General features: G+C 61.4%; 20 protein-coding genes. 12 read left to right on the top strand and 8 right to left on the bottom strand.

From position 1 onward, the window contains the following. Window positions 1-22: 22 nt before the first annotated feature. Window positions 23-2,776, bottom strand: coding sequence for a response regulator (locus tag FEE99_RS25005; RefSeq protein WP_143979118.1), 2,754 nt, complete (start codon window positions 2,774-2,776; stop codon window positions 23-25). 206 nt (window positions 2,777-2,982) lie between these two features. On the opposite strand from FEE99_RS25005, the gene FEE99_RS25000 reads away from it, so the two are divergent. From FEE99_RS25000 to FEE99_RS24970, 7 genes are all read left to right on the top strand, one after another. Further along, complete coding sequence (locus tag FEE99_RS25000) at window positions 2,983-3,705, top strand: response regulator transcription factor (RefSeq protein WP_041479581.1); 723 nt, start codon at window positions 2,983-2,985, stop codon at window positions 3,703-3,705. Beyond that, window positions 3,692-5,116 carry a sensor histidine kinase gene (locus tag FEE99_RS24995; protein ID WP_041479582.1) on the top strand — a complete coding sequence of 475 codons (1,425 nt, stop codon included), beginning with the start codon at window positions 3,692-3,694 and terminating at the stop codon, window positions 5,114-5,116. The genes FEE99_RS25000 and FEE99_RS24995 overlap by 14 nt, the downstream gene beginning before the upstream one ends. Window positions 5,117-5,324: 208 nt before the next feature. Next, complete coding sequence (cysM, locus tag FEE99_RS24990) at window positions 5,325-6,227, top strand: cysteine synthase CysM (RefSeq protein WP_041479583.1); 903 nt, start codon at window positions 5,325-5,327, stop codon at window positions 6,225-6,227. Next, window positions 6,227-7,603, top strand: coding sequence for a 23S rRNA (uracil(1939)-C(5))-methyltransferase RlmD (gene rlmD, locus FEE99_RS24985; RefSeq protein WP_041479584.1), 1,377 nt, complete (start codon window positions 6,227-6,229; stop codon window positions 7,601-7,603). The genes cysM and rlmD overlap by 1 nt, the downstream gene beginning before the upstream one ends. A gap of 101 nt (window positions 7,604-7,704) precedes the next feature. Then, window positions 7,705-9,948 (top strand): GTP diphosphokinase, encoded by a 2,244-nt coding sequence (gene relA, locus FEE99_RS24980; protein WP_041479585.1) that lies wholly within the window; start codon window positions 7,705-7,707, stop codon window positions 9,946-9,948. 130 nt (window positions 9,949-10,078) lie between these two features. Continuing rightward, window positions 10,079-10,912 (top strand): nucleoside triphosphate pyrophosphohydrolase, encoded by an 834-nt coding sequence (mazG, locus tag FEE99_RS24975; RefSeq protein WP_041479598.1) that lies wholly within the window; start codon window positions 10,079-10,081, stop codon window positions 10,910-10,912. A gap of 26 nt (window positions 10,913-10,938) precedes the next feature. Continuing rightward, entirely contained in the window at window positions 10,939-11,481 is a 543-nt protein-coding gene (locus FEE99_RS24970; protein ID WP_016773645.1) for a DUF2058 domain-containing protein, read from the top strand. 68 nt (window positions 11,482-11,549) lie between these two features. Here the strand turns inward: FEE99_RS24970 and FEE99_RS24965 are convergent, their stop codons facing one another. The 6 genes from FEE99_RS24965 to FEE99_RS24940 all read right to left on the bottom strand — a co-directional run bounded on the left by FEE99_RS24965 (window position 11,550) and on the right by FEE99_RS24940 (window position 19,031). Then, window positions 11,550-11,738 (bottom strand): hypothetical protein, encoded by a 189-nt coding sequence (locus tag FEE99_RS24965; protein WP_016773646.1) that lies wholly within the window; start codon window positions 11,736-11,738, stop codon window positions 11,550-11,552. A 387-nt stretch (window positions 11,739-12,125) separates the two neighbouring features. Beyond that, window positions 12,126-13,346, bottom strand: coding sequence for a beta-ketoacyl-ACP synthase I (fabB, locus tag FEE99_RS24960; RefSeq protein WP_016773647.1), 1,221 nt, complete (start codon window positions 13,344-13,346; stop codon window positions 12,126-12,128). Between the two features lie 11 nt (window positions 13,347-13,357). Further along, on the bottom strand, window positions 13,358-13,873 hold the full coding sequence (gene fabA / locus FEE99_RS24955) for a 3-hydroxyacyl-[acyl-carrier-protein] dehydratase FabA (RefSeq protein WP_024013962.1): 516 nt from the start codon (window positions 13,871-13,873) through the stop codon (window positions 13,358-13,360). A 247-nt stretch (window positions 13,874-14,120) separates the two neighbouring features. Beyond that, window positions 14,121-16,025: an ATP-binding protein gene (locus FEE99_RS24950; RefSeq protein WP_041479586.1), complete on the bottom strand. Its 1,905-nt coding sequence runs from the start codon at window positions 16,023-16,025 to the stop codon at window positions 14,121-14,123. After that, window positions 16,022-16,954, bottom strand: a complete 933-nt coding sequence (locus FEE99_RS24945) for an ABC transporter substrate-binding protein (protein WP_041479587.1) — start codon at window positions 16,952-16,954, stop codon at window positions 16,022-16,024. Before FEE99_RS24945 ends, FEE99_RS24950 begins: the two co-directional genes overlap by 4 nt. 1 nt (window position 16,955) lies before the next feature. Continuing rightward, on the bottom strand, window positions 16,956-19,031 hold the full coding sequence (locus FEE99_RS24940) for a TonB-dependent receptor plug domain-containing protein (RefSeq protein WP_052392192.1): 2,076 nt from the start codon (window positions 19,029-19,031) through the stop codon (window positions 16,956-16,958). Window positions 19,032-19,276: 245 nt separating this feature from the next. Here FEE99_RS24940 and FEE99_RS24935 point away from each other — a divergent pair, with 245 nt between their 5' ends. The 5 genes from FEE99_RS24935 to FEE99_RS24915 all read left to right on the top strand — a co-directional run bounded on the left by FEE99_RS24935 (window position 19,277) and on the right by FEE99_RS24915 (window position 23,427). After that, window positions 19,277-20,302: an NAD(P)H-dependent glycerol-3-phosphate dehydrogenase gene (locus FEE99_RS24935; protein WP_041479589.1), complete on the top strand. Its 1,026-nt coding sequence runs from the start codon at window positions 19,277-19,279 to the stop codon at window positions 20,300-20,302. A gap of 30 nt (window positions 20,303-20,332) precedes the next feature. Continuing rightward, window positions 20,333-20,680 carry a DUF4389 domain-containing protein gene (locus tag FEE99_RS24930; RefSeq protein WP_041479590.1) on the top strand — a complete coding sequence of 116 codons (348 nt, stop codon included), beginning with the start codon at window positions 20,333-20,335 and terminating at the stop codon, window positions 20,678-20,680. Further along, complete coding sequence (sixA, locus tag FEE99_RS24925) at window positions 20,677-21,129, top strand: phosphohistidine phosphatase SixA (protein ID WP_041479591.1); 453 nt, start codon at window positions 20,677-20,679, stop codon at window positions 21,127-21,129. Before FEE99_RS24930 ends, sixA begins: the two co-directional genes overlap by 4 nt. A gap of 167 nt (window positions 21,130-21,296) precedes the next feature. Beyond that, the gene (locus FEE99_RS24920; protein WP_041479592.1) at window positions 21,297-22,952 is read left to right on the top strand and encodes an AMP-binding protein; all 1,656 of its coding nucleotides are present in this window, start codon (window positions 21,297-21,299) and stop codon (window positions 22,950-22,952) included. 31 nt (window positions 22,953-22,983) lie between these two features. Further along, window positions 22,984-23,427: a hotdog fold thioesterase gene (locus FEE99_RS24915; RefSeq protein ID WP_016773655.1), complete on the top strand. Its 444-nt coding sequence runs from the start codon at window positions 22,984-22,986 to the stop codon at window positions 23,425-23,427. 31 nt (window positions 23,428-23,458) lie between these two features. Here FEE99_RS24915 and FEE99_RS24910 read toward each other — a convergent pair whose 3' ends face one another. Continuing rightward, window positions 23,459-26,437 carry an RHS repeat domain-containing protein gene (locus FEE99_RS24910; protein ID WP_041479593.1) on the bottom strand — a complete coding sequence of 993 codons (2,979 nt, stop codon included), beginning with the start codon at window positions 26,435-26,437 and terminating at the stop codon, window positions 23,459-23,461. Window positions 26,438-26,521 lie beyond the last annotated feature (84 nt).

Below are 26,521 nucleotides of genomic sequence, written 5' to 3'. Positions count from 1 at the left end.
GCGTGCAGCGCCTTGCCGTGGATCAGGCGCTGATGCGCGCCTGCGCTGCGAGTCGATTGATCGAGCGCTCCAGTTCATCCAGCGCGGCGGCGGCTTTCGGATCGTCCTGCTTGAGCAGGGTTTCGCTGCGCTGGCAGGCGGCGCGCAGTTGCGGCACGCCGCAATAACGGGTGGCGCCGTGCAAACGGTGCACGCGTTCAAGCAGGGCATTCTGGTCGTGGCTGTCCCGCGCGGCGCGAATCGCTTCGCGGTCGGCTTCCAGCGAGGCCAGCAGCATGGCGAGCATGTCTGCCGCCAGATCCGCTTTGCCCGCCGCCAGGCGCAAGCCTTCTTCGTGATCAAGCACCGGCAATTCCTGCTGACTCGCCGCGCTGTCGCCGCTGCGCTCCGGCGCCTGATTGCGCAGGGCCAGTCCGGTCCACTTCAACACCACCTGCGCCAGCTGCCGCTCGCTGATCGGTTTGGTCAGGTAGTCGTCCATGCCGCTTTGCAGCAGCGCGCGTTTTTCGTTGGCCATGGCGTGGGCCGTGAGGGCGACGATCGGCAGCGGCGTGCAATGCCGCTCGCTTTCCCACTGGCGAATGGTTTCAGTGGTCTGGCGACCGTCCATGCCCGGCATCTGCACGTCCATCAGTACCAGATCGAAAGATTCGCTCTGCACGGCTTTGACGGCCGCGTAACCGCTTTCGACCGCGAGCACGCGGGCGCCCATGTCTTCGAGCAGGGTCTGCACCAGCAACAGATTGGCCGGGTTGTCGTCGACACACAGCACGCGCGGCGCACGGCTGGACAGCGGCTCGCCCGGTTCGCTGCGGGTCTGGCGCGGATTGACCAGATCGGACAACGCCCGGCGCAGCTTGCGCGTACACGCCGGTTTGGCCTGAAGCTGGCTGTGCGGGTTGGGCACCGACAGATGAAACAGCGTCTGTTCGGTGGTCGGGCACAGCACCAGCACTTTGCAGCCCAGATGTTCAAGGTCCCAGATGTGCTGGTTCAAGCGTTCCGGGAGCATGTCGTTGCTGGTGATGCCGATCACCGCCAGATCGATCGCCTGATCGGTCTGATGCGCGCCGGTAACGCCATTGCTCAGGCTTTCCAGGGTATTGAACGGCGTAACTTGCAGTCCGCAGTCTTCCAACTGATGTTGCAAGGCCTGACGCGCCAGTTCGTGATTTTCCAGCACCGCCACGCGGCGTCCGAGCAATGGCGCGGCGGGCAGGTCTTCGGCGTCGTCGCGAGTCTTGGGCAGGCTCAGGCTGATCCAGAATTCCGAGCCCTCGCCCGGCGTGCTGTCGACGCCGATCTCGCCGCCCATCTGCTCGATCAGGCGCTTGGAAATCACCAGCCCCAGCCCGGTGCCGCCGGGTTGGCGCGACAGCGAATTGTCGGCCTGACTGAAAGCCTGAAACAGCGCGCGCACATCCTGATTCGACAGGCCGATGCCGGTGTCCTGAATGCTGATGCGCAGTTGCACGCTGTCTTCGTGTTCGTCTTCGAGCATCGCCCGGGCGACGATGGTGCCTTCGCGGGTGAACTTGATCGCGTTGCTGACCAGATTGGTGAGAATCTGCTTCAGGCGCAGCGGATCGCCGACCAGCGACAGCGGCGTGTCGCGATAGACCAGGCTGACCAGCTCGAGCTGCTTGGCGTGCGCGGCCGGGGCGAGAATGGTCAGGGTGTCTTGCAGCAGGTCGCGCAGGTTGAACGGAATGTGATCGAGCACCAGTTTGCCGGCCTCGATCTTCGAGAAGTCGAGAATCTCGTTGATGATTCCCAACAGGCTGTCGGCAGACTTTTCGATGGTGCCCAGATAGTCGAGCTGGCGCGGGGTCAGTTCGCTTTTCTGCAACAGGTGAGTGAAACCGAGAATGCCGTTCAGCGGCGTGCGGATCTCGTGGCTCATGTTGGCGAGGAATTCGGATTTGATCCGGCTGGCTTCCAACGCTTCTTTGCGCGCCAGGTCCAGTTCGATGTTCTGGATCTCGATGGTTTCCAGATTCTGCCGCACGTCTTCGGTGGCCTGATCGACGCTGTGCTGCAATTCTTCGCGAGCATTCTGCAGGGTGCCGGCCATGCGGTTGATGCCCGAGGCCAGTTCGTCCAGCTCCTGGCTGCCGAGCGGCGGCAAGCGGGTTTCCAGATGACCGTCCTTGAGTTGGGCGACTGCCTGTTTGATCTGGCTCAGCGGACGGTTGATGGTGCGGCCCATGCGCAACGCGAGGAGGGCGGCGCCGGCAAGTCCGGCGGCGATCAGCAGCAGGCTGGCGAACAGGCTGCGATAGCCGCGCAGCAACATGCCGTTGTGCGACAGCTCCAGCTCGACCCAGCCGAGCAGGCGTTCGGATTCTTCGGGAATGATTTCACCGGCGAGGTTGCGGTGCTTGCCGAACACCGGCATCAGGTAGCGCGTCGCGTCATTGCCGCTGCGTCTTTGCAACAGCGCGCTGTCGCCGCTTGGTGCCTGATTGAGCATGGTCGGGCCGGCGTGGGCCAGTGGCGAGCGGTCCGCCGCGAGGAAGGTCACCGCGCGCACGTCGGGTTGTTCAAGGGACTGGGTGGCGATGCGTTCAAGCAGATCGGCGTCGCCGTGACCCATCGCCGGCGCCACCAGCGGCGCCAGTTGCTCGGCGATCATTTCGCCGCGCTGCATCAATTGGCTGTGCAGGTCGGTCTGCTGCGTCCAGGTGAAATAGCCACCCAGCACCAGCGCCATCAGGCTGGTCGGCAACAAGGTCAGCAACAGCACGCGACCTTTGATTCCCAGTTTCTTGAGCACGCCTATCTCCCGCATCCCGCTGATCTGTTGACACATGCGTGCATCCGGCACGCGACATGGGCGCAGTGTAGCGATTTGCAGGCGGGCAATCTTGCGGAAAATGCAGCGCCGCCGACGCACTCGTTCGTCCGACAGGCCAAGCTTGTGTTGCCCGCTGTCGGACAATCTTGAATAATCCGCCAACTGAGAATTACTTGCAGATACTCATGACTCCTGTTTCCGTTGGCCAGCCACGCATCCTTTCCATTGAAGACGACCCGGTCCTCGGCGCTTATGTGCACGAGCATCTGGGCCGCAGCGGTTTTCAGGTGACCTGGTGCCAGAACGGCCAGGAAGGTCTGAACATCGCCCAGCGCCAGCCTTTCGACGTGGTGCTGATGGATATTCTGCTGCCGGGGCTCGATGGTCTGCAGTTGTTGACGCAATTGCGGCAGAGCCATTCGACGCCGGTGTTACTGATGTCGGCGCTGGGTGCCGAGGCCGATCGCATCAGCGGTTTCCGCCTTGGTGCCGATGACTATTTGCCCAAACCGTTCAGCATGGCCGAGTTGCATGTGCGCATCGAAGCGATCCTGCGCCGCGTGGCCCTGGATCGGCGCCCGCCTGCGGTTACCGCTGCGGTGGTCAGCGGCACCCTGCGTTTCGATGACGAACAGTGCGATGTGTTTTTCCGCGAGCAAGCGGCCGGGCTGACCCGCAGCGAATTCCGTCTGCTGGAAACCCTGCACCGCAACAACGAGGAAGTGCTGAGCAAAGCGTTCCTTTATCAGCATGTCCTGCAACGCGGCTTTGCGGCGCACGACCGCAGCCTCGACATGCACATCAGCCAGATCCGCCGCAAACTCAAATCCATTGGTTACACCGAGCGCGAAGTGCGCACGGTGTGGGGCAAGGGCTATGTCTTGAGCGGCGCCGATGAAACTGTCTGAGCTGCCGGGGCGGCATTCGCTGTTCTGGAAACTGGCGTGCCTGCTGGTGGCGTTCTGTCTGCTGATGATCTGGCTGAGCTGGTCGTGGGGCCGCTACATGGAGGAGCGCAATCAGTTCCTCTCCAGTGACGCCCGCAGCACCCTCAGCCGTTATGCCGCGCAAGCCGAACAGGCGTGGCAGCGCGGCGGGCGCAATGGTGTCGATGACTGGTTGCAGAGCATGGAATTGCGCGAGGCCAGTTGGGTCGGCGTGATCGGCGCTGATTTGCAGTCGCTGAGCAGCCAGCCGTTGAACGCCGCGGAGGTGCAGCACCTGACTTTCCTGCGCGGCCTCGACTGGCCGATCCACAAGAAGGGCCGACCTTGGTTGCGGGTGCCGTTCCCGCAGGATCCGGCCGCCGGCATTCTGGTCATCGAGTTGCCCGAGCGCTTTGTTCCAGGCAAGTACCGGGTGTTCTGGCGGGTGATCACCAACGGCGTAATTCCCGGGCTGTTCACCCTGTTGCTCTGTGTCGGCCTGTATCGCCTGCTGGTGGTGCCGCTGAACAACCTGCGCGAACAGGCCAACGCCTGGCGCGCTGATCAGTTGAACGTGCGCCTGTCGAGCGGCATCACCCAGCGCCCGGATGAACTCGGTGAGCTGGCGCGGGCCTTCGATTCCATGTCCGAGCGCTTGCAAAGCACGGTCGCTTTGCAGCAGCAGTTGTTGCGCGACTTGTCACACGAACTGCGCACGCCGCTGAGCCGCTTGCGCGTGGCCAGCGAGAGCGAACAGGGCCTGGCGCAACTGCGCGAACGCATCGGCCGCGAGGTCGACGGCATGCAGCGGCTGGTCGAAGACACCCTGCAACTGGCCTGGCTCGACACCGACCGCTCGCCGTTACCAAATGAAGCGATCCAGATTCAGGCCCTGTGGGAAATGCTCACCGACAACGCCTGTTATGAAAGCGGCTGGCCGAGCCTGCAATTGCGATGCTCGGTCGAAGCTTCGTGTTGGGTGCGCGGCAACCTCAATACCCTCGCGCAAGCGCTGGAAAACGTCCTGCGCAATGCCATTCGTCACTCTCCCGAGGGCGGCATCGTGCGGCTCGATGCACGGCGCGATGGCGAGTATTGGCATTTGTGGCTGGAGGATCAGGGCGGCGGCGTGGCTGACGAAGATCTGCAGCGGATCTTTTCGCCGTTCATTCGATTGGACGGATCGAGACCCGGAGATGGTGGGTTTGGCTTGGGTTTGAGCATTGCGCGTAATGCGGTGCAGCGCCAGGGCGGGTTGCTCTGGGCGGAAAACACGGCGGCTGGGCTGCGGTTGAATTTGCGCTTGCTGGCGGATGATGGTGTCGCCCCTGCGGACGCCTTCGCGAGCAGGCTCGCTCCCACAGTGGCTGTGCATTCACCGCAGATCGCATAAGCAACTTCATCCCCTGTGGGAGCGAGCCTGCTCGCGAATTCCAAGCTGCACCACAAGAACTGAGTGTTACTCAAATAAAAGTCTCACCACTGGTGAGACTTTTGTGCCTTATTCCCATAAACCATAAGCACCGCACTTTGCGTGATATGGCCTGCGCGGGTTTGCCGGTATGATAGGCGCCCCCGCACGTCTGGATTGCGAATACGCCATGACCCTGCAGTACCCAACCATCGCCGATTGCGTCGGCAACACGCCGCTGGTGCGTTTGCAGCGCCTGCCCGGCGCCACCAGCAACACCCTTTTGCTCAAGCTCGAAGGGAACAACCCGGCGGGTTCGGTCAAGGACCGCCCGGCGTTGTCGATGATCACTCGCGCCGAGTTGCGCGGGCAGATCAATCCCGGCGATACGCTGATCGAGGCGACCTCTGGCAATACCGGTATCGCTCTGGCGATGGCCGCTGCGATCAAGGGTTACAAGATGATCCTGATCATGCCGGACAACTCCAGCGCCGAGCGCAAAGCGGCGATGACCGCGTATGGCGCCGAGCTGATTCTGGTGACTCAGGAAGAGGGCATGGAAGGCGCCCGCGATCTGGCCCAGCGTATGGAAGCCGAAGGCCGTGGCAAGGTGCTCGACCAGTTCGCCAATGGCGACAACCCGGAAGCGCACTACACCACCACCGGCCCGGAAATCTGGCGTCAGACCCAGGGCAGCATCACCCATTTCGTCAGTTCGATGGGCACCACCGGGACCATCATGGGCGTGTCGCGCTACCTCAAAGAACAGAGCGACAGCGTACAGATCGTCGGCCTGCAACCGATGGAAGGCTCGGCCATTCCCGGCATCCGCCGCTGGCCGCAGGAATACCTGCCGAAGATTTACCAGGCCGACCGCGTCGATCGCATCGTCGATATGGCGCAAAGCGAAGCCGAAGACGTGACCCGGCGCCTGGCCCGCGAAGAAGGCATCTTCTGCGGCGTGTCCTCGGGCGGTGCGGTGGCAGCGATGCTGCGCCTGTCCAGAGAAGTTGAAAACGCGGTGATCGTTGCGATCATCTGCGACCGTGGCGACCGTTATCTGTCGACCGGCATTTTCGACGCGCCGAACTGATGGCCAAGCACGAACGAGGCCTGCGCTTCCAGCCCACCGGCGGCAGCAAGGCGCCACAGATCCCGACCGGTAAAAAGCAGCGCTTGAGTATCGAGCGCCTGGCCAATGACGGTCGCGGCATCGCGTTTTTCGAAGGCAAAACCTGGTTCGTCCTCGGCGCCCTTGCCGGTGAAGAGGTCGAAGCACGGGTGCTCGGCGCCCACGGCAAAGTGGTCGAGGCGCGTACCGAGCGCGTGTTCACGGCCAGCGAAGTGCGGCGCCCGGCAGCATGCCCACACTTCGGCCGCTGTGGCGGTTGCAGCGTTCAGCACTTGCCCCACGCTGAACAACTCGCCCTGAAACAGCGCATGCTCGCCGAGCAATTGTCGCGGGTGGCCGGTGTCGAACCTGAAGAGTGGGCGGCGCCGCTGACCGGCCCGGAATTCGGCTACCGTCGGCGCGCGCGCATCGCCGTGCGCTGGGACATGAAGGCAAAGAAACTCGAAGTGGGTTTCCGCGCTGCCGGCAGTCAGGACATCGTCGCGATCAGCGAATGCCCGGTGCTGGTGCAGCCCTTGCAACCGATCATGACCCGCTTGCCGGAGATGCTGCGGCGCTTGAGCAAACCGCAGGCGCTGGGCCATGTCGAGTTGTTCAGCGGCTCATCTCTGGCGCTATTGCTGCGGCACATGGCGCCGTTGTCCGAAGCGGATCTGACCATTCTCAAGGATTTCTGCCAGTTCCATGAAGCGCAGTTGTGGCTGCATGGCGAAGGTGAACCGCAACCGGTCGAGGCCGGTCAGAGCCTCGGCTATCGCCTGGAACAGTGGGATCTCGAGCTGGCGTACCGGCCGGGTGACTTCGTTCAGGTCAACGCCGGGGTCAACGAAGCGATGATCGCTCAGGCGCTGGAGTGGCTGCAGCCGAAGGCTGACGAGCGCGTGCTCGACCTGTTTTGCGGTCTGGGCAATTTTGCTCTGCCGCTGGCTAAAAGCGTCCGTGAAGTGGTGGCGGTGGAAGGCGTGCAGACCATGGTCGAGCGGGCCGCTGCCAACGCCGTCAGTAACAATTTGCATAACACAAAGTTTTTTCAAGCCGATTTATCCCAGCCTTTGAGCGATGCCCAGTGGATCGGAAACGGCTTTTCTGCGGTACTCTTGGACCCACCGCGTGACGGTGCTTTCGAGGTGGTGCGCAAGCTCGCGACCCTGGGTGCCAAGCGGTTGGTTTATGTGTCGTGCAACCCGGCCACGCTGGCGCGCGACACGCAGGAATTGATCAAGCAGGGCTACCGGTTAAAACGTGCCGGGATTCTCGATATGTTTCCTCAGACGGCACATGTCGAGGCCATGGCGTTATTTGAAGCGAGCCAGGACGGCTCGTCTGAATCCGTCTGATCTGTCCGCGCAGCGCTCGCCGGAGCCCCGCGAGCGCGAACGGACACTGAGGATCAGCGATTTGACGCATTGAATCTGCGTCGTAGGGAAGGTAAAGCAGCATGGTACAGGTGAGAGCACACCAGCCGATCAACACCGACGGCAGTATCAATCTCGAGGCCTGGCTCGATCACGCGGTCAGTGTCGATCTGGCACTGGATCGCGAGGCCTTGAAAGAAGCCTGCGAGTTCGCTCGCGAGGCCGAACAGCAGTCCAATGCGAAGAAGAATCTGTGGGCCGAAGGCTCCGGCAGTTTCAGCACTGGCCTTGAGATCGCCGAGATCCTCGCCGACCTCAAGCTCGACCAGGATTCGCTGGTCGCAGCCGTTTTGTATCGCGGCGTGCGCGAAGGCCAGATCGAGCTGGCGGCCATCGGCCAGCGCTTCGGTCCGGTGGTGGCCAAGCTGATCGACGGCGTGCAGCGCATGGCGGCCATCAGCGCCAGTCTCAGCCCACGGCAATCGATGGTCATGGGCACCCAAGGGCAGGTCGAGAACCTGCGCAAGATGCTCGTGGCGATGGTCGATGACGTACGCGTTGCGCTGATCAAACTGGCCGAACGCACCTGCGCCATCCGTGCGGTGAAAACCGCCGACGATGAAAAGCGCAACCGCGTCGCTCGCGAAGTCTTCGACATCTATGCGCCGCTGGCCCATCGCCTCGGCATCGGTCACATCAAATGGGAACTGGAGGACTTGTCCTTCCGCTATCTCGAACCCGATCAATACAAGCAGATCGCCAAGTTGCTCCACGAGCGGCGGCTGGACCGCGAGCGTTTCATCAGCGACGTGATGACCCAGCTCAAGGACGAACTGCAGGCCACTGGTGTCGATGCCGACATCAGCGGCCGGGCGAAACACATCTACTCGATCTGGCGCAAAATGCAGCGCAAGGGTCTGGAATTCAGCCAGATCTATGACGTTCGCGCCGTGCGCGTGCTGGTGCCGGAAATGCGCGACTGCTACACCGCGCTTGGCATCGTCCACACCCTGTGGCGGCACATCCCGAAAGAATTCGACGACTACATCGCCAACCCGAAAGAGAACGGCTACCGCTCGCTGCACACGGCGGTGATCGGCCCGGAAGGCAAGGTCCTCGAGGTGCAGATCCGCACCCACTCCATGCACGAAGAAGCCGAACTCGGCGTCTGCGCGCACTGGCGCTACAAGGGCACCGACGTCAAATCCGGCTCGAACCATTACGAAGAGAAAATTTCCTGGCTGCGTCAGGTGCTCGAATGGCATGAAGAGCTTGGCGATATCGGCGGTCTGGCCGAGCAGCTGCGCGTCGACATCGAGCCCGATCGGGTTTACATCTTCACTCCCGACGGGCACGCCATCGACTTGCCGAAAGGCGCGACGCCGCTGGATTTCGCCTATCGGGTGCACACCGAAATCGGCCACAACTGCCGGGGCGCGAAGATCAACGGGCGTATCGTGCCGTTGAACTACAGCCTGCAGACCGGCGAGCAGGTCGAGATCATCACCAGCAAGCACGGCACGCCGAGCCGCGACTGGCTGAACCCGAACCTCGGTTACGTCACCACCTCGCGCGCGCGGGCGAAGATCGTTCACTGGTTCAAATTGCAGGCTCGCGATCAGAACGTTGCGGCCGGTAAAACCCTGATCGAGCGCGAACTCAATCGCCTCGGCCTGCCGGCGGTGGATTTCGACAAGCTGGCCGAAAAGGCCAACATGAAAACCGCCGAAGACATGTTCGCCGCCCTCGGTGCCGGTGACCTGCGTCAGGCGCATCTGGTCAACCTCGCGCAGCAACTGGTCGAACCGGAGCGCGGCAACGAACAGTTGGAACTGATCCCGCGCAAGGCGACCGGTTACAAGCCGGGCAAGCGCGGCGATATCCAGATCCAGGGCGTCGGCAACCTGATGACGCAAATGGCCGGTTGCTGCCAGCCACTGCCGGGCGATGCGATTGTCGGTTACATCACCCAGGGCCGGGGCGTGAGCATTCACCGTCAGGACTGCGCCTCGGTGCTGCAACTGGGCGGGCGCGAGCCGGAGCGGATCATCCAGGTCAGCTGGGGGCCGGTGCCGGTGCTCACCTATCCGGTGGACATCATCATTCGCGCCTACGACCGTTCCGGGCTGCTGCGTGACGTCTCGCAGGTGCTGCTCAACGAGCGCATCAACGTGCTGGCGGTCAACACCCGCTCGAACAAGGAAGACAACACTGCGCTGATGTCGCTGACCATCGAGATCCCCGGTCTGGATGCGCTGGGGCGGTTGCTGGGGCGGATTTCGCAATTGCCGAACATCATCGAAACGCGGCGTAACCGCACCCCGTGAAGATGAGTCTGATCCCATGTGGGAGCTGGCTTGCCAGCGATGCAGACAACTCGGTCTCTCAGGAGAGTCGAGGTGATGCAATCGCTGGCAAGCCAGCTCCCACAGGATTTTGTGGTGAGACAGATAAATGATGTATTCACTCGAAGACCTGCTCCATCTGATGTCCCGTCTGCGCGATCCGCAGTTCGGTTGTCCGTGGGACATCAAGCAAACCTACGCGACCATCGTCCCGCACACCCTCGAAGAAGCCTATGAAGTGGCCGATGCCATCGAGCGTGGCGATCTCGACCATTTGCAAGGCGAGTTGGGCGATCTGTTGTTTCAGGTGGTGTATTACAGCCAGTTGGCCAAGGAAGAAGGGCGGTTCGAATTCGCCGGGGTGATCGATAGCATCACGCGTAAACTGATCCGCCGTCATCCGCATGTGTTCCCGACGGGCGAGCTGTACGCGCCGCTCGACGTACCCCGCTTGAGCGAAGAACAGGTCAAGCAGCGCTGGGAAGAGATCAAGGCCGAAGAGCGTGCCGAGAAAGCCTCGGCGCCCGAGCAGTTGTCCTTGCTCGACGACGTGCCGGCCACCTTGCCGGCACTGTCGCGCTCGGCCAAGTTGCAAAAACGCGCCGGGCAGGTCGGTTTCGACTGGCCGGACGCTTTGCCGGTGCTCGACAAGGTGCGCGAAGAGCTCGATGAAGTGCTCGAAGCCATGTCGGAAAACGATCCGGTGGCGGTGGCCGACGAGATCGGCGATCTGCTGTTTTCCGTGGTCAATCTGGCCCGGCATCTGAAGGTCGATCCGGAAACCGCCTTGCGCGGCGCCAACGGCAAGTTTGAAAGACGTTTCCGTTTTATCGAACAGGCATTGCGCGACACCCACCGTCCCATGGAAGATTGCACCCTCGAAGAGTTGGACGCCCTGTGGGGCGAAGCCAAACGCCAGGAAAAGAATGAGCCCAGCTGCGGCTGAGCCGTTGCCCAAGTGAGTAAGCATTGATGAGCCTTTCCCTTCGCGACCAGTTGCTCAAAGCAGGCCTGGTCAACCAAAAGCAGGCCAAGCAGGTCAGCAAAGACAAGCAGAAGCAACAGCGCCTGGCCCACAAAGGCCAGGCCGAGCTGGACGATTCGCAGCAGCGCGCCGCCCAGGAAGCCATGGCCGAGAAGGTCAAGCGCGACCAGGAACTGAACCGTCAGCAGCAGGAAAAAGCCGAGGCCAAGGCTCGTGCCGCGCAGGTCAAGCAGTTGATCGAAGTCTCGCGTCTGCCCAAGCTGACCACCGAGGACTACTACAACTTCGTCGACGACAAGAAGGTCAAGCGCATCTCGGTCAACACGCTGATGCGCAACAAGCTCAGCAGCGGTTCGCTGGCGATCGTGCACCACAACGGCGGCTACGAAGTGATCCCCCGTGAAGCTGCGCTGAAGATCCAGGAGCGCGACCCGCAGCGCATCGTCCAGCTCAACGTGCAGACCGAAGAGGTCAACGCTGAGGACGATCCGTACGCGGCGTACCAGATCCCTGACGATCTGATGTGGTAAATCCACGGCTGTAAAAACGACGAACCCCGCTCATGGCGGGGTTTGTCGTTTTCAAATGCTGTGTTGTTTCAGGCGGACTTCAGTTCTCTTTGCTGTTCCTGCACTTCCAGTTCAGCCTTGTAGTTGTGGGCATCGATCTCGTTGTGGAACATGCCGACCAGCAAGTCTTGTTGATGCACATCCCAGATACGGATGCCGGCGGCCAGGCCTTCGTGGGACATGTGTGAATCGTCGCGTTCAGTTACTTTTACAGTCATCTGCTAGCTCCAGATCTCAAGTTACTGCACCAAGGCGTGTGCAGGACTCTGTTATAGGATTTGTTAGTCAGCTAAGTAAACTGCCGATTGGCGCAAGGTGTTGTTGCGAATTTCGCAACAAAGCTGCAGGCCGCGTAAACCGCGACATTCGGTCGCAGGGCGGTAAGTTTCATGACAGAAGTTTCATCTCCAGAACACCCTGAAACCCTGTGGGAGCTGGCTTGCCAGCGATGACGTCGGCACAGCAAACATCTCCGTTGCCTGACACTCCGCTATCGCTGGCAAGCCAGCTCCCACAGAGATCAGCGGTGTCCTAGCTAATTTTCAGGCAAAAAAAACGCCCCGAACCAGTCGGGGCGTTTTCATGTGTGGCTCAGCAGCGGGAAATTATTTGCCTTCCCAGCGCTTCAGTACCAGCGTGGCGTTGGTGCCGCCAAAGCCGAAGCTGTTGCTCATCACGGTGTTGATGGTGGCGTTCTCGCGGGTCTTGGTCAGCACCGGCAGATCGGCCACTTCCGGGTCGAGCTCGTCGATGTTGGCGGAGCCGGCAATGAAGTTGCCTTCCATCATCAGCATGCAGTAGATCGCTTCGTGCACGCCGGCGGCGCCCAGGGAGTGACCGGACAGGCTCTTGGTCGAGCTGATCGCTGGAGCCTTGTCGCCGAACACTTCACGCACACCTTTCATTTCCGCAACGTCGCCGACCGGAGTCGAAGTGCCGTGGGTGTTCAGGTAGTCGATCGGGGTGTCGACGGTGGACAGCGCCTGCTGCATGCAGCGGATCGCGCCTTCGCCGCTTGGGGCAACCATGTCGTAGCCGTCGGACGTTGCGCCGTAGCCAACGATCTCGGCGTAGATCTTCGCGCCACGGGCCAGAGCATGTTCCAGCTCTTCAACGACAACCATGCCGCCGCCGCCAGCGATGACGAAACCGTCGCGGTCCTTGTCGTACGCGCGGGAAGCTTGTTCCGGGGTGTCGTTACGCTTGCTGGACAGGGCGCCCATCGCGTCGAACAGGAACGACTGGCTCCAGTGCTCTTCTTCACCGCCACCGGCGAAGACGATGTCCTGCTTGCCCATCTGGATCTGTTCCATGGCGGTACCGATGCAGTGAGCACTGGTGGCGCAGGCAGAAGCGATGGAGTAGTTCAGGCCCTTGATCTTGAATGGCGTGGCCAGGCAAGCGGAAACGGTGCTGCTCATGGTCCGCGTTACACGGTACGGGCCAACGCGCTTCACGCCTTTCTCGCGCAGGATGTCCAGCGCTTCCATCTGGTTCAGCGTGGAAGCACCACCGGAACCAGCGATCAGGCCGGTACGCGGGTTGGACACTTGCTCTTCGGTCAGGCCGGAGTCAGTGATGGCGTCTTTCATGGCCAGGTAGGCGTAAGCCGCTGCATGGCCGACGAAGCGATAGATCTTGCGATCGATCAGCTCTTCAAGGTTGAGGTCGATGGAGCCGGAAACCTGGCTACGCAGACCCATTTCAGCATATTCCGGGTTGAACCGGATGCCAGGGCGGCTTGCACGCAGGTTAGCGGAGACGGTCTCTTTGTCATTGCCCAGGCACGAAACGATGCCCAGACCAGTGATAACGACGCGGCGCATGCGAATAACCCTTAGAAGTTGTCAGTGGAGGTGAACACGCCGACGCGCAGGCCTTCGGCGGTGTAGATTTCGCGTCCGTCGACACTGACCGAACCATCGGCGATGGCCATGTTCAGCTTGCCCTTGAGGACGCGTTTGATATGAATGTTGTAAGTGACTTTCTTGGCGGTCGGCAGCACCTGACCGAAGAATTTCACCTCGCCCGAACCCAGCGCACGGCCGCGGCCCGGCAGGCCTTGCCAGCCCAGGAAGAAGCCGACCAGTTGCCACATGGCATCCAGACCCAGGCAGCCCGGCATTACCGGATCGCCTTCGAAATGGCAGGCGAAGAACCACAGGTCAGGGTTGATATCCAGCTCGGCGACCAATTCACCTTTGCCGTACTTGCCGCCTTCTTCGCTGATATGGGTGATGCGATCCACCATCAGCATGTTCGGGGCGGGCAGTTGCGCGTTACCTGGGCCGAACAGCTCACCGCGACTGCAGCGCAGCAGGTCTTCCCGAGTAAAGGCGTTTTGTTTGGTCATGCGAGCTCCTCAATAATCCCATGCGGCAGGTGGGGCAGATCTTCCCGACCGTTCAAGGCGTTCATGCCTCGAACCGGCAGCCTACTCATAGACTATTGCGTTGTGGTGAAAGTCACAGCACCAAGGACATGAATGTACACTTGTGCACTGAAATTTTTAATCAAGCCCCTTTTGGGGCTCGTTCGGGTGCCTAAGACTGCCGCACTTTCGCTTTTCACGCCAGTCGCAGATGGTCGAAAGGCCCACACTACGACACCCAGCGCTGCAAAATCTGCTGCAGGTCATTGCGTTTGAACGGCTTGGCCAGGTAATCGTTCATCCCCGCTGCCAGACAGGTTTCGCGATCGCCCTGCAAGGCGTTGGCGGTCAGCGCGATGATCGGCACATCGCGGCGTCCGGGCAGGTCGCGGATCTGCCGTGTGGCCTCGTAGCCGTCGATGATCGGCAGCCGGCAATCCATCAGAATCACTTCGAATTCGCCACCCTCGGCACTGCGCACCGCTTGCGCGCCATCGGTCGCCACGCTGACGGCAAAGCCGAGGCTGCGCAGCATCGCTTCGATCACGGTCTGGTTGACCGGGTTGTCTTCGACCAGCAACACATGGCGTCCTTCACCCTGACCACTACCGTTCGGCGCTCGCGGCGCGGCCAGCGCTGGCATTGCCTGCTTATATAGCGCCAATGGAATTTCCAGAGTGAATACCGAACCGCGTCCTTCCTCACTCTGCGCGCGCAACGTACCGCCCATGCGTTCGGCCAGGGTCCGCGCGATCGGCAGACCAAGCCCGGTGCCACCGTAACGACGGGAGATCGAACTGTCGGCCTGCTGGAAGGCATTGAACATCAGCTCCAGGCTCTGCGATGAAATGCCGATGCCGCTGTCACGCACCGAGCAGGTGAACCACAGCAGTTCATGGTCCAGCGACTGCCATTGCGCCTCGATGCTGACCCGGCCCTGCTCGGTGAACTTCAAGGCATTGCCGACCAGATTGACCAGAATCTGCCGGATCCGCGTCGGATCGCCCTGCACCTGCAAGCCGCGCATGTCGTCGGGAATGCGCAGATTCAGTGCCAGGCCTCGCTGCACCGCGCTGTGCTGGAACGATTGCGCGCAGGCGCTGATCAGCTCGGCGAGATTGAACGGGATGTGCTCCAGCTCCAGCTCCGAACGCTCGATTCGCGAGAAGTCGAGAATGTCATTGATGACCTTGAGCAAGTGCTCGGTCGACTCCGAAGCGAGTGCGGCGTATTCGACCTGCTCCTCGGTCATCTCGGTGGTTTCAAGCAACTGCAACATGCCCAGCACGCCGTTCATGGGCGTGCGCAGTTCATGGCTCATCATCGCCAGAAAATCCGATTTGGCGTTGTTGGCCTTTTCCGCCTCCTCGCGGGTCTGGATCAGTTGCGCCATCGCTTGCTGCTGTTCGCGACTGGCCTGCTCCAGCGCCTGAGCAAGGTTGTTGATGTGTTGTGACAGTGCGCCCAGTTCGGTGTCGTCGACAATCGGCAGCGGGGTTTTGTAATCGCCTTCCTGAATCGCCTTGACCGCATCGCCTATGTCGCGGATCGGCTGCGACAGACTGCCGGCCAGACGACGGGCGACGACGAAGGTGAAGAGCAGGGCGAACAGCGCGAGAATCCCGGCCTTGAACAGGATCTCCTGCTGGCGCTGACTGAAAGCGTCATTGGACAGCCCGACGATCACTCGCCCCAGATAATCCTCGCCGGCGGCGCTGTTGCTGACTTTGCCGTCCTGGAAGAAATCGTTGTGCAAGGCGATTCGTTGCAAACGCACCGGGGCCTGGAACACTTCGACCTGGTGCGGGCGACTGTGGCTGTCGGCCGGTTGTTCGACATACACCAGAATCCGGTTGGCGCTGTCCTGCACTTCGAGAAAACGCACGTTGGGCGTGGCGAGTGTCGCCTTGAGCAGGCTTTCGAGCACTTCGTTGTTGCCGGAGATCACCCCGTATTCCGTGGCAGGCGCCAGTTGGTTGGCAATCAACTGGCCAGTGTGGTTCAGCTCCTGACGCAAATCCTGAATGCGCACGAAGGTAAAGAAACTGATCAACAGCAACGTCAGCAGCAGCGCCGGGCCGAGGCTGATCAGCTGCGTGCGGGTGTTGATGTCCCAACGGCGGCGGAAATTCATGGGCGGCGCTCTCCTTCGGCCAAGGCACTGGCGACAGATGCTTCATTCAGCGGTTCGATGCCTAAAGAACGAGCCACCTGCGCATTACTTGAGACTTTGAAACGAGCGGGGTAAAGCGTTCGCGGCCATGCGTTGGTCGGCTGATCGAGCAAATGATCGAGAATCGCCAGCCAGTCGCTCTGGTCGCTGTAGGTACTGGCGAGGCTGCCAGCGCGAACGAATGCAATGTTGGGGCCGATCAGCGCAACCTGCCGCGAGTAGCTGCTGAGCAAAAGGTTTTTCGCCGTCTGCGAGTTGTACAGGTCGGGATCGTCGAGGCCGAGCAAGACGTCGCTGCTTTTCAGCACCGCTTGCAGCGGACGGCTGTCGTGAATGTTGTCCCAGCGCTGACTGACAATCTCCAGGTTCAATGGCCGCGCAGCGACGCGCAGTTCGTCGAGCAGGAACTCGCCGTGTTCATCGAACAGCACACCGACCCGCCGCGCCTGCGGCAGAATCCGCCGGATCAGTTGCAATTGCCGGCTCAACGGTGGATCGCTCCAGAGCAGACTCAGGCGCGCCGGTTGGGCATCGGCGAAACGCTGGCGCGCCTGCAAGCGGCTGATGCGCAACACCAGCGTCGATGGGCCTTGTGAGTCTTGCAGGCGCCAGTCGAGGCTGGGCAGGTCGAGCAGAATCAAGCGCAGACTGGCCGGTAATTTGCCCGGTGCCGGCAAACTGGCCAGCGGCTGGAACCGCACATTGTCGGTCGGGCGCAGTTCACTCAGCGCTTGCACGAAGGCCTGCACGCCGGGGCTTTCCTCGGCGCCGGTCAGGAGAATGTCGGCGGCCTGCACCGCGACCCCGTGCAGCCACGCGGTCAAGAACAGGCAGAGCCCCGCCAGCCAGTGGCCAAGGGTTGGCGTCTTCCGTGACGGGCCGTTGCGCATCCTAGAACTCCAGCTCGGCACTGAAATACATTACCCGGCGTTCATCGTAATTATTGTCGACGAAAGTATTCGGCTGATGGTCGAGGCGCTGTTGCAGCACGCCGGCCAATTGCAGCTGAGCTTTGCCAATGGCGATGCGTTTGGCGATGCGCGTGTCGACGCGCTCGAAGCGATAGCCGTTGAGCGCGTTGTCGCCGTAATAGAAGAGGGCACTGTTCCAGCCATGCCCCCAGTTGCGCAGCCAACCGGCGGAACCGCTGTTGCGCGAGGTCAACTGCTGATCCAGCGGATTGCTCGCCTCGGCGTCGACGAAGGCGTAGGTCAAACGCAAACGGTCGGCGCTATTGAGGCGCCAGTCGAGTTGCGTTTCGGTGCCGCGAAAGCGCGAGCTGTTGGCATTGCTGGCGATGTACTGATTGTTGCGCAGCGGCTCGCTGATCATCCCGGTGATTTCGTCGTAGAACAGCTTCACGTCGACCGCCAGTCCGAGCTCGGCGAAGTAGCCGTTGTAGCCCAACTCGCGCGAGCGCATGTGTTCCTGATCGAGATCGCCGGGGCCGCGGGTCTTGACGAAATAACGCGCCGACGACTGGCCATAGGCCGAGGGTCGCAGGTTGCTGACCTGATAGCTCCAGTTGACGTTGTTCTCGAACATATCCGGCGAACGGATCGCCTCCGAGTACACCGCGCGCAGGCCGTGACGCGGGTTGATCAGGTAGTTGACCGCGAAGCGCGGGGTCAGCGAACTGCCGATCAGTTGCGTGTCTTCGAACATCGCACCGCCCTGCACCAGCCAGTGCTCGGTAGCGCGCCATTCCAGTTGGCCGAAGGCGCGCCAGGTGGTGTCGTCGAGGGTGCCGTTGAAGTAGGTTTCGGAATCGGCGCGGTCGTAGCGGTAGTTGAGGCCGCTGACCAATCGCAGGCTGTCGGCCAGGCTGAGGGTGTCCTGCAGTTCGAGGTCGTAACGCGACTCGCGGGCGCTCTGGTCGATATCGCCGCACAAGGTCTGGCTGGCGCCGTTGCGCCATTGCTCGAGCACTTGATTGGCCAGCGCCATTTCCTGCGGCGTGCCGGGCGCCGCGCCGGGGCCGGTGAACTGGGTGATGTTGCGCGCCAGCCGTTCGGTGTAATTCGGGTTGAGCTGCCACAGCTGCGTCAGTTCAGGGCTGAACGACACTTCGGCATCGCAGGCGCGCCAGACCTGCTGGCGATCCCAGTGCTGCGCCGAACCTTGCACATAGAGGCTGTGTTCGGGATTGATGTCGAGGTTCCAGCGCACCGAACCGGCGTAATCCTTGGCCACCACGTCGGAATTGTTCCCGGCGTCGGTAATCCCCGAGAACACCGGGCGGTAGGTATAAGGCCGCTGATTGCTGCCGTCTTTGGCGTTGAGCTGCCAGTCGAGGCTTTGATCTTCATTGAGATCATGGCTGACCGCCAAGCTCAGACGGTTCAAGCGCCGACTGTCGCGATAATCGGCGCCGTTGCGGTCGCTGTCGAAACCGTCGTCTTCCTGGCCGGACAGCGACAGGCGCAGATCGCCGCCATCCCAACCGGTGCCCTGACTGGCATAAAAGTCGTTGATGCCACGCTGGCCGCGGGTGATCTTCAGGCGCGTGCCGTGGCTGTCGGCCGGGTGGCGAGTGATGATGTTGATCACTGCCATCAACGCATTGGCGCCGTAGCTGACGGTGTTCGGACCGCGAAATACCTCGATCCGGTCAATGTCTTCCATCGCTACCGGGATATCGCTCCAGTCCACCGTCGCCAGCCCGGCGCGATACACCGAACGGCCATCGATCAACACCTGCATGCGCCGCGCTTCGCTGGCGTTGGTGCCGTGGTAATTCACCGCCGGCTGATTGCCGTTGATGCTGCCAACCATCATCCCCGGTACCAGTCGCAGCAATTCGCTGATGTCGCGGGCGCCGCTGGCGCTGATCAATTCGCTGTCGAGAACGGTCATGCTCCCCGGTACTTCGGCCGGGGTCTGCTTCAGGCGCGTGGCCGTAAGCACCGGCGGCAGCGTCTGGCTGTCGACGAACAGATCGTCCGCCAGCACCAGCGGGCTGAACATCAGCGCCAGTAGCAGGGGCGAGCGCGGGGAAGGAGGGCCAGAAAACACGACACAGCCTGCAGAGAGAAGAATTGGCGCGCATGTTAACCGAGGGCTGCGACTTTTCCAGTGACGTTGCAGGCATTTTCCTAGGTTTTATTGGTCTTCTTCCTACAAATGTCGGTAATTGTTGCTGGGGCTGGCCGCCACCGGGTCGCCCCGTATAATGCCCGGCATCGCCACTGGTATGGATTAACGGATTGCATATGACTGAACAGCGCCCGATTGCGGTCCTGGGAGGCGGAAGTTTTGGTACCGCCGTGGCCAATCTGCTGGCCGAGAACGGCCATCAAGTCCTTCAGTGGATGCGTGACCCCGAGCAGGCCGAGGCCATCCGGGTCAACCGCGAAAACCCGCGTTACCTCAAAGGCATCAAGATTTTGCCAGGGGTGACCGCTGTCACCGACCTGCAGGCCACTCTCGACGCTTGTGATCTGTGCTTTGTCGCGCTGCCGTCCAGCGCCTTGCGCAGCGTACTCGCCGCCCACGCCGAGCGCTTGAGCGGCAAGATGCTGGTGAGCCTGACCAAAGGCATCGAAGCGCAGACCTTCAAGCTGATGAGCCAGATTCTCGAAGAGATCGCCCCGCAGGCGCGGATCGGTGTGTTGTCCGGGCCGAACCTGGCACGGGAAATCGCCGAGCACGCACTGACCGCCACGGTGGTCGCCAGCGAAGACGAAGAACTGTGCAAGGCAGTACAAGCTGCGCTGCACGGGCGCACCTTCCGCGTTTACGCCAGCGCCGACCGTTTCGGTGTCGAGCTGGGCGGTGCGTTGAAAAACGTTTACGCGATCATCGCCGGCATGGCGGTGGCGCTGGAGATGGGCGAGAACACCAAGAGCATGCTGATCACTCGCGCCTTGGCCGAGATGACCCGCTTCGCCGTGAATCAGGGCGCGAACCCGATGACCTTCCTTGGTCTGGCCGGGGTTGGCGATCTGATCGTCACCTGTTCATCGCCCAAGAGCCGCAACTATCAGGTCGGCTTCGCCCTCGGTCAGGGTTTGAGCCTCGACGAAGCGGTGTCGCGTCTTGGCGAGGTTGCCGAAGGGGTCAACACCCTCAAAGTGCTCAAGGCCAAGTCCCAGGAAGTCGGCGTGTACATGCCGCTGGTCGCCGGGCTGCACGCGATCCTGTTCGAAGGACGCACGCTGGAGCAGGTGATCGGTCTACTGATGCGTGCCGAGCCGAAAACCGACGTCGACTTTATTTCCACCAGCGGTTTCAACTGATTCAGCTGTTACACGGACAGGAAGCAAGCCATGAGCGATCCGAAAAGCGAAACCCAGTACGAATCCATCCTCCTGCGGGTGTTGTGGATGATCGTTTATCTGCTGGTCTGGCAAGTCGCGCAGTTCATCCTCGGCGCGGTGGTATTGGTGCAACTGATCTACCGCCTGATCTACGGCGCACCGAGCGCCAGCCTGATGAATTTCGGCGACAGCCTCAGCCAGTTCCTCGCGCAGATCGGCCGCTTCGGCACGTTTCACAGTGACCAGAAGCCCTGGCCGTTCGCCGACTGGCCGGCGCCGCGCACCCCGGAAGGTGAGGCGCCGCACACCGTCGCCCCGGCCGCGCATCCGGTGCGCGATGAGGAGCCCAAACTATGAAACTGTGGGTATTGCGTCATGGTGAGGCGGTGCCTCACGGCTCGAAAATCGATTCCGAGCGCGAGCTGACCGAGCACGGTCGTAAGGAAGTCCTGCGCAGCGCGGCGCATCTGATGGGTCAGCCGCTGACGGCGATCTACGCCAGCCCTTATCTGCGCGCGCAGCAGACCGCGCAAATCGTGCGCGAGGCGCTGGGGTTCGAGCCGGAGATCCGCACGGTCGAGTGGCTGACGCCGGATAGCGATCCGGACAAGGTCGCCGAGCAATTGGTGTCCGTCAGTAATGTTTTGCTGGTCAGCCACAACCCATTGGTGGGCAACCTGCTCAGCTATCTGCAGCACGGCGCCGGACATCCGCCGGAGCGGGTGAGTACGGCGGGGCTGGCGGAGCTTGAGCACAGCGAGCTGCTGATTGGCTCGATGAAGCTCAACAGCCTCAAGCACCCTTAAAAGCAAAGATCGCAGCCTTCGGCAGCTCCTGCATTGGAATGCATTCCTCTGTAGGAGCTGCCGAAGGCTGCGATCTTTTGATCTTGTTTCTTTTGGTAAAAAATTCAACCAAGCACTTGCTTGGTTGACTACGCTTGCTCCAGACCAAAAAAACAGGAGCGAGTCGCATGTCTGCCGCCTTCCGTTTGCCGCTGGACGTGTTCTACGAACGGGAAGCCCGGCACCCGCGCCAGCGCTTTCTGGTGCAGCCCATCGGCGGCGGTCAGGTCGAGACGCTGACGTGGGCCGATGTCGGCCATCAGGCCCGCTGCGCCGCGCACTGGTTGCGGGCGCGGGAGTTGCCGCCCGGCAGCCATATCGCCCTGATCTCGAAGAACTGCGCGCACTGGATCATCGCCGACCTGGCGATCTGGATGGCCGGGCATGTGTCCGTGCCGCTATACCCCAATCTCACCGCCGAGTCCGTGGCGCAGGTGCTGACTCACTCGGAAAGTGCGCTGGCGTTCATCGGCAAGCTCGATGACTGGGGAGGCATGGCGCAAGGCGTGCCGACGGGTTTACCGACCATCAGCCTGCCACTGCATCCGCCGGGCGAGTTCGATTACAGCTGGGCGGACCTGCAGAGCTGTTCGCCAATCCAGGACGATCCACGTCCCGCCGCCGAGCAATTGGCGACGATCATTTACACCTCCGGCACCACCGGCCTGCCCAAAGGCGTGATGCACAGTTTCGCCAATCTCGGTTTCGCTACCAGTCGCGGCACGCAGTTGTTCGGGCTCAACGAGAACGATCGGCTGCTGTCGTATCTGCCGCTGTGCCACGTCGCCGAGCGCATGTTTGTCGAATTGGCCTCGATCTATACCGGCCAGACCGTTTTCTTCGCCGAAAGCCTCGAGACTTTCATCACCGATCTGCAGCGCGCGCGGCCGACGGCAATGTTCGGCGTGCCGCGTATCTGGACCAAATTCCAGATGGGTGTGTACAGCAAGATCCCGGCGCAGCGTCTGGACTTCCTCCTCGGGTTGCCCTTCATCGGCAAGCGGGTGGGGCACAAAGTGCTGGCCGGGCTCGGCCTGGATGCCTTGCGCGTGGCGTTGTCCGGTGCCGCGCCGGTACCGCAGACCTTGCTCGCCTGGTATCAGAAACTCGGCCTCGATGTGCTCGAGGTGTACGGCATGACCGAGGGCTGCGGCTATTCGCATATCTGTCTGCCGGGGCGATACAAACAGGGCTGGATCGGCCAGCCGTGCCCGGAAGTCGAGGTGCGCATCGATGAGTCCGGCGAGGTGCAGGTGCGCAGTCAGGCCAACATGCTCGGCTATTTCAAGGAACCGCAGAAAACCGCCGAGACGCTGACCGCAGACGGCTTTCTGCGTACCGGCGACAAGGGCGAGCAGGACAGTGAAGGGCGCCTGCGCCTGACCGGGCGACTCAAGGAAATCTTCAAGACCAGCAAGGGCAAATACGTCGCGCCGGCGCCGATCGAAAACCGTTTGGCCGTGCATTCACGCATCGAACAAGTATGCGTGGTAGGCGATGGCCTGAGTGCACCGCTGGGGTTGTGCGTGCTGTCGGCGGTCAATCAGCAAGAGCCTCGTGCCAGCCTGCACGCGAGCCTGGAAAAATTGCTGCAGGAGGTCAACGCCGCCCTCGACAAGCACGAACGCCTGCACCGACTGGTAGTGGTCAAGGACAGTTGGGCGGTGGACAACGGCTTCCTCACGCCGACCCTGAAAATCAAACGCAACGTCATCGAGGACCGCTACGGCGCGCGTTTCGAAGAATGGAGCGCGCGCAGCGAGGCAGTGCTGTGGCAGGATTGAGCGTCGATTACAACAACAAAGGAAGTCTGCGATGAGCTTGTGGCGTACTACTCCCGACATTGAACAGTTGAACGCGATCCAGAAGAACACCATTGGCGAAGTGTTGGATATTCGCTTCGAAGCCTTCGACGAACAGTCGCTGACCGCGAGCATGGTCATCGACCATCGCACCCACCAGCCTTACGGTCTGCTGCATGGCGGCGCATCGGTGGTGCTGGCGGAAACCGTCGGCTCGATGGCCAGTTATCTGTGCATCGATGCCAGCAAATTCTATTGCGTCGGCCTGGAGATCAACGCCAACCACTTGCGCGGCTTGCGTAGCGGAAGGGTGACGGCGGTGGCCACGCCAATTCATATCGGCCGCACCACGCATGTCTGGGACATCCGTTTGACCAGCGACGAAGGCAAGGCCAGTTGCGTATCGCGCCTGACCATGGCGGTGGTGCCGCTGGGGGAACAGCCGCCGCTGCGCTGATGTTAGCGGTCGGACGGTGGCATCACCTCACTTAAAAGTTGAGTTGTGCCCGGGAGTATTTTCGCTGGCCCGGACTGGTCTCGCTAACCACGTAGTATTGGTCGACATCGGCCGGCGGGCTTTCGTGAACGATGCCGGCGCCGACCTCGTTTTTTTCAAGGTCCCAGGAGGTTGTGCCCAGTTCTGCGCTCAGGCCGGGCTTGGCGATCGTGACAAAAGTCGAGCGTATGTCCCCGACTGCGCTCACGACTGCACGGCTAACTGCCGTTCGGGTATGTACGTCCAGCGCGTCGTAGCCAGGGATCTGTGACACGGCGAGATTGGCGATCTGCCCCAGAGATAAAAAGAAATGACGGCTGCTGTAGCCGACCACCGCGTTCTCCTGGTTGAAGCTCGGTTCACTGTCGCTCGAAGGCCTGGCTGGTGTTCCCCGCGCCCCTCTTACCGCTGAGGCAGCGGCAGCACTGGCAGCCGTGACTGCCGAGACGGAAAGAACCGACTGCAACACATTACCGGTTGCGTCGGTGCCAAACAGCACTGAGCCACCGAATCCGGTGGCGCCTGCTGCCAATACTGCCCCAACCACGCTGGCCGCTCCCGTGAGCGGATCGACACGGCCCACAGCCGGGTTGCTCGGACCGGCATTGGCGAGATACTGCGCCGATATCTCACGAAACAGCGTACCGAAGGCGCTGCCAATCTGGCCCGCCGCTGCGGGATTGCCGCGTGGATCGAGCATGCCGAGCAGGGATGGTGCGGCGCCCAAGGCTGCACCTATTACGGCACCACCGATTTTTGCAGCCAGAGGTCCCCAATTGGCCGGGGAACTGATGTGCATGGAACTCTGCGCCCAGTTGGCCCCGGCATAGCCACTGATGCCACCCGTCACGGCGCCCGCCAATGCACCTCCAATGCCCACCGCAACATTGGTCGGAGGCAGGACACCGACGAAAGCCGCTTGTGCGGCGGCGGCAAAAGCTGCGCTAACGAACTCGCGCGTGGCCGTTGCGCCCGCTGCCCCGGCGGTATCCCATCCTGTCAGCCCTTGGCGGTCGACAAACCTGACGGGATTGCCGCGCACCATCAAATAGCGGTTCAGACCATCGGTGATACCCACCGGATCGGGGCTGATCCAGCGCATCAACCAAGGCGCATAGAAGCGTTGGCCATAGTAGTAAAGGCCGGTGGCATCGAGCTCCTGGCCTGCGTAGCGACGGGTCTTGTAGCGGGCCTGTACCTGATCCGGGCCTGCCCACCACGAGGTGCCGCCGTAGGGAAAATAGTTCTCCTCGCAAATGGTGTTGCCCTGGTCGTCGAGGACCAGCATGTTCGAGCCAAGATGGTTGCTGAACTGGTAGCGATATTGATCGGCAACCTTGTCCTTCGTGTCCCAGTGCAGGATTTCAACAGCACAGCGTCCTGCCTGTACGGAAATGACGTGCAAGGTTTCATCGGCCCGATGGCGTATTTCCAGGCCTGGCAGATAGCGCGTTTCATGCAGCTGCACGAGTGCTGGCGATTGGATGAGGCGTATTTTGCGCTGGCGCCGGCCCGCACCGTCATACACATAGCGTTCGCAGTCATTTGTAGCGTCCTTGCGCATGACCTGATCGACCTGGAGCAATCGTCCGCCAGCACTCCACTGCAAAGGCTGGCCGGGCTGGAGCATTTTCCGGTTGCCGTTGCTATCGAACCCGGCGGAAATCTCCAGCTCGTCGGGCAGCGTGCCGCTGACAGTCTGTTCCAGGCCGCGATTGCTGTATCTGGAAATCGCCGTGCGCTGCGTCCAGTTCTTGCTTGCGGCGCTGTGAACCAGGGCGATGAGGTTGCCGGCTGCATCATAGGTGTAGGTCTGGCGGTAGTTTTCGAGCTGCGCCGAATCTGGTGGAGAGCTGAAGACCGGCTCCTGGGGGCCATTGACCGTGCCGCTTCGTTGCCAACCCGTGGCACCGATCAATTGGTAGAGGCTGTCATAGATAAACGAGGAAACAGGATTGATGGTCTGGTTGCGAAAAAAGCGCGTGGGCTGCGCCATGTCCTCGACACTGAGGATGTTGCCGACCGGATCGTAGCAATAGACCAGATGTTGCAGGGCGGGGCGCCCGTCCTTTTCGGCAATGATCTTCAGGAGCCGGCCGCTCTGTGGATCGTAGAGATTCTGGCTGATAACGCCGTTAGCGGCTGCCTGACGTAAAACCTGATTGCCCGCGTTGTACTGGATATCGTGCAATAACAGTCTGGGCTGCGAATCCTGCGCGACTTTGAGACTGATCTGGTTGAGTTGTCCGCCTACGTCAAAATGAAGCTGCTTCTGATTGCCCGTGGCGTCTTGCTGGCTGATGGTTTCATTCAGCGCGTTATAGCCGATGTGGGTTGCTGCACCGCTCCCGTGTTCGTGGAGCAGGTCTCTGTCTGCCAAGGCTTGCGGCCAGTCTGGCTCGTCGAGGTCGCTGAGGAAATGCCGTACACACCTGAGCTGTTCGCCCGTGAGGGAATATTCAGGAAAAAATTCGCTGCCGGCACTATCGTCATGGCGAACAATCCGGCCGCATTGGTTACGCGCTGCGCACGACGGCGAGCTGTCGCCGTAACTGAAAAAGCCACTGTTTCTGGCGCTCATGCCCTGTACGTGTTCGACGATACTGACCGGGCGCAGCAGCAAATCATAGTCGGTCGACGTCTGCGTCATCAGCCCGTCCCAGGCGATGAGGCGTTGTCCTGCTGCGCCCGGCAATGTCAGGCGAAGCGCGCCATCGACGCTGTCGCTGGAGAGGGATACCCCTGTGAGGCTGGAAATCACGGTCAGGTTGGGGCGGGCGTCGGGTTCGCGCTGATGCAGCGCAGCCAGGCGTGGATCGCAGGCTTCAGTCAATTGACCTGAAGCCTTGTAGTGTTGGCGATAAATGCGCGGGGCGATCGGTCCACCGGGCGCTTCACGACAATAGGACACCGTAGCAACCTTCAGTCCTCGTGAATCCATCACGGCGAGTGTCGGCGTATGAGTGTGCATGACGCATCCCGAGTGCTGGACCTGATTCGTTTATCGGACAAGAGCGGCCAGCGGTCAACTGTCAGAAATTACAGGTGAGCGTAG

This window comes from Pseudomonas sp. ef1 (assembly GCF_007293365.2).
Classification (GTDB): domain Bacteria; phylum Pseudomonadota; class Gammaproteobacteria; order Pseudomonadales; family Pseudomonadaceae; genus Aquipseudomonas; species Aquipseudomonas siliginis.
This window is presented reverse-complemented; position numbering and strand designations above follow the sequence as displayed.

What these genes read in the sequence shown, in the direction of transcription:
- FEE99_RS24995 (WP_041479582.1), top strand. Translation starts at nt 3,692, where the DNA reads ATGAAACTGTCTGAGCTGCCGGGGCGGCATTCGCTGTTCTGGAAACTG.
- FEE99_RS24935 (WP_041479589.1), top strand. Translation starts at nt 19,277, where the DNA reads ATGACTGAACAGCGCCCGATTGCGGTCCTGGGAGGCGGAAGTTTTGGT.
- FEE99_RS25000 (WP_041479581.1), top strand. Translation starts at nt 2,983, where the DNA reads ATGACTCCTGTTTCCGTTGGCCAGCCACGCATCCTTTCCATTGAAGAC.
- FEE99_RS24915 (WP_016773655.1), top strand. Translation starts at nt 22,984, where the DNA reads ATGAGCTTGTGGCGTACTACTCCCGACATTGAACAGTTGAACGCGATC.
- FEE99_RS24970 (WP_016773645.1), top strand. Translation starts at nt 10,939, where the DNA reads ATGAGCCTTTCCCTTCGCGACCAGTTGCTCAAAGCAGGCCTGGTCAAC.
- relA (WP_041479585.1), top strand. Translation starts at nt 7,705, where the DNA reads ATGGTACAGGTGAGAGCACACCAGCCGATCAACACCGACGGCAGTATC.
- FEE99_RS24965 (WP_016773646.1), bottom strand. Translation starts at nt 11,738, where the DNA reads ATGACTGTAAAAGTAACTGAACGCGACGATTCACACATGTCCCACGAA.
- FEE99_RS24950 (WP_041479586.1), bottom strand. Translation starts at nt 16,025, where the DNA reads ATGAATTTCCGCCGCCGTTGGGACATCAACACCCGCACGCAGCTGATC.
- sixA (WP_041479591.1), top strand. Translation starts at nt 20,677, where the DNA reads ATGAAACTGTGGGTATTGCGTCATGGTGAGGCGGTGCCTCACGGCTCG.
- cysM (WP_041479583.1), top strand. Translation starts at nt 5,325, where the DNA reads ATGACCCTGCAGTACCCAACCATCGCCGATTGCGTCGGCAACACGCCG.
- FEE99_RS24945 (WP_041479587.1), bottom strand. Translation starts at nt 16,954, where the DNA reads ATGCGCAACGGCCCGTCACGGAAGACGCCAACCCTTGGCCACTGGCTG.
- FEE99_RS24930 (WP_041479590.1), top strand. Translation starts at nt 20,333, where the DNA reads ATGAGCGATCCGAAAAGCGAAACCCAGTACGAATCCATCCTCCTGCGG.
- rlmD (WP_041479584.1), top strand. Translation starts at nt 6,227, where the DNA reads ATGGCCAAGCACGAACGAGGCCTGCGCTTCCAGCCCACCGGCGGCAGC.
- FEE99_RS24910 (WP_041479593.1), bottom strand. Translation starts at nt 26,437, where the DNA reads ATGCACACTCATACGCCGACACTCGCCGTGATGGATTCACGAGGACTG.
- FEE99_RS24940 (WP_052392192.1), bottom strand. Translation starts at nt 19,031, where the DNA reads ATGTTCAGCCCGCTGGTGCTGGCGGACGATCTGTTCGTCGACAGCCAG.
- fabA (WP_024013962.1), bottom strand. Translation starts at nt 13,873, where the DNA reads ATGACCAAACAAAACGCCTTTACTCGGGAAGACCTGCTGCGCTGCAGT.
- FEE99_RS24920 (WP_041479592.1), top strand. Translation starts at nt 21,297, where the DNA reads ATGTCTGCCGCCTTCCGTTTGCCGCTGGACGTGTTCTACGAACGGGAA.
- mazG (WP_041479598.1), top strand. Translation starts at nt 10,079, where the DNA reads ATGTATTCACTCGAAGACCTGCTCCATCTGATGTCCCGTCTGCGCGAT.
- fabB (WP_016773647.1), bottom strand. Translation starts at nt 13,346, where the DNA reads ATGCGCCGCGTCGTTATCACTGGTCTGGGCATCGTTTCGTGCCTGGGC.